General features: G+C 64.9%; 1 protein-coding gene and 2 rRNA genes. All 3 read right to left on the bottom strand.

The features are described from left to right. Positions 1–131: 131 nt before the first annotated feature. Positions 132–635, bottom strand: a complete 504-nt coding sequence (locus ACOJUJ_RS15500; RefSeq protein ID WP_420127799.1) for a plastocyanin/azurin family copper-binding protein — start codon at positions 633–635, stop codon at positions 132–134. 351 nt (positions 636–986) lie between these two features. Continuing rightward, positions 987–1,103 (bottom strand): 5S ribosomal RNA (rrf, locus tag ACOJUJ_RS15495). A gap of 132 nt (positions 1,104–1,235) precedes the next feature. Next, a 23S ribosomal RNA gene (locus ACOJUJ_RS15490) occupies positions 1,236–1,646 on the bottom strand; the annotation flags it as partial.

Raw genomic sequence — 1,646 nt, 5'->3', positions numbered from 1 at the left:
CCCCACCCTGGACGGCCGAGCGCATCAACCCCACCATCCGCGCCGCGCTGGGGATCTGAGAGCAATAGGCACAAGAATGGGGAGCCGCCCCGGCCGGGACGGCTCCCCTTTCTCGTGCGCTCGAGGACGGCTTACTGAACCGTGACCGTACCCGTCATCCCCATCATGGCGTGCGGGACGCACACGTAGTGGTAGGTACCGGTGTTCCAGTCCACCTTGAGCTCGTAGCTCTGCCCCTGCTGCGTGTACATGGGGCTGTCGGCCGGGGGCGTAAAGCCCGCCGGGTTGCCCTGCCCCTGCGAGAACGAGACGTTGTGCACGGCCTGCGCGTCGGCCATCACCCAGCGGATCACGTCGCCCTTCTTCACGGTCAGCTGCGCGGGCTCAAACTGGCCGGACGCGCCGTTCTGCGTGGTGACCATGCGCACCTCATGCACCTGGCCGCCCGCGTCGGGCGTAACCGGGGCGCCCGCGGTGGGGGCGGCCGGCGTGGCCGACGGGGTGGTGGTCACGGTCGGCATCCCCGACTGCACGGAGGTGTCCGTGGTGGTGGCAACCTGCTCGGCTTCGCCCCCGCCGCCGCAGGCGGCCGCGAGCACCATAAGGCCCAGGATGGGCAGCTTGCGAATGGACATCTTCAATCCGTCTCCCTGAGGTTTTGATGATCGACGGTGCCCGCTCCCGCCGGGTTCAGGCACGCGGAGAATCTACCGCCGCGTAACCCCTGCCACAATACATATTTCGCGCGTCATCCGGTCGGAAAAGCACTGATGGCGGGTGCATCCGCCGTAGGGCAATTCCCTACAACAACAGCCCTCACGCAGAGGCGCGGAGACGCAGAGAGGAGAAACAGAAATGGGACGGACTTCATTCCTGTTCTTGATGCTGCTTTTCTCTCCGCGTCTCCGCGGCTCTGCGTGATGCGATTGTGGCGTAAACGACAAAGCCCCCTGACCACGAGGGATCAGGGGGCGATGTCGAATAAAGGCCGGCGGCGCCGTACTCTCCCACCGGGTGGCCCCGGCAGTACCATCCGCGCAGCGGGTTTTCACTTCCGAGTTCGGGATGGGATCGGGTGGATCCCCCGCGCCATAGCCACCGGCCATAAAAGGACCGGGTGTGGGTCGGGTATGTAGAAGAAGCCGGGAGTGCGTGTTGACTCCAGATTCGCACCTGCATGTGCTGCAGGCTTTGTGCTGCTCTCGAAGGAGCAGCGCGGTGGACCGGCCAATGGACCGGTCAAGCCGCACGGGCCCTTAGTACGGCTCGGCTGTAGCGCTCACGCGCCCTGCACCTGCCGCCTATCGACGTGGTGGTCTCCCACGGCCCTTCAGGGGGATCTAGTCCCCGGGAAGACTCATCTCTGGAGGGGCTTCCCACTTAGATGCATTCAGCGGTTATCCCTTCCCGACGTAGCTACCCGGCACTGCCGCTGGCGCGACAACCGGTACACCAGAGGTCGGTCCGTCCCGGTCCTCTCGTACTAAGGACGGCTTCCATCAGTCTTCCAACGCCCACGACGGATACAGACCGAACTGTCTCACGACGTTCTGAACCCAGCTCGCGTACCGCTTTAACCGGCGAACAGCCGGACCCTTGGGACCTTCTCCAGCCCCAGGATGCGATGAGCCGACATCGAGGTGCCA

The sequence above is a fragment of the Longimicrobium sp. genome (genome assembly GCF_048594345.1).
In the GTDB taxonomy this organism is placed as follows: Bacteria; Gemmatimonadota; Gemmatimonadetes; order Longimicrobiales; family Longimicrobiaceae; genus Longimicrobium.
The sequence above is the reverse complement of the archived record's forward strand: the minus strand, read 5'-3'. Positions and strand labels throughout refer to the sequence as shown.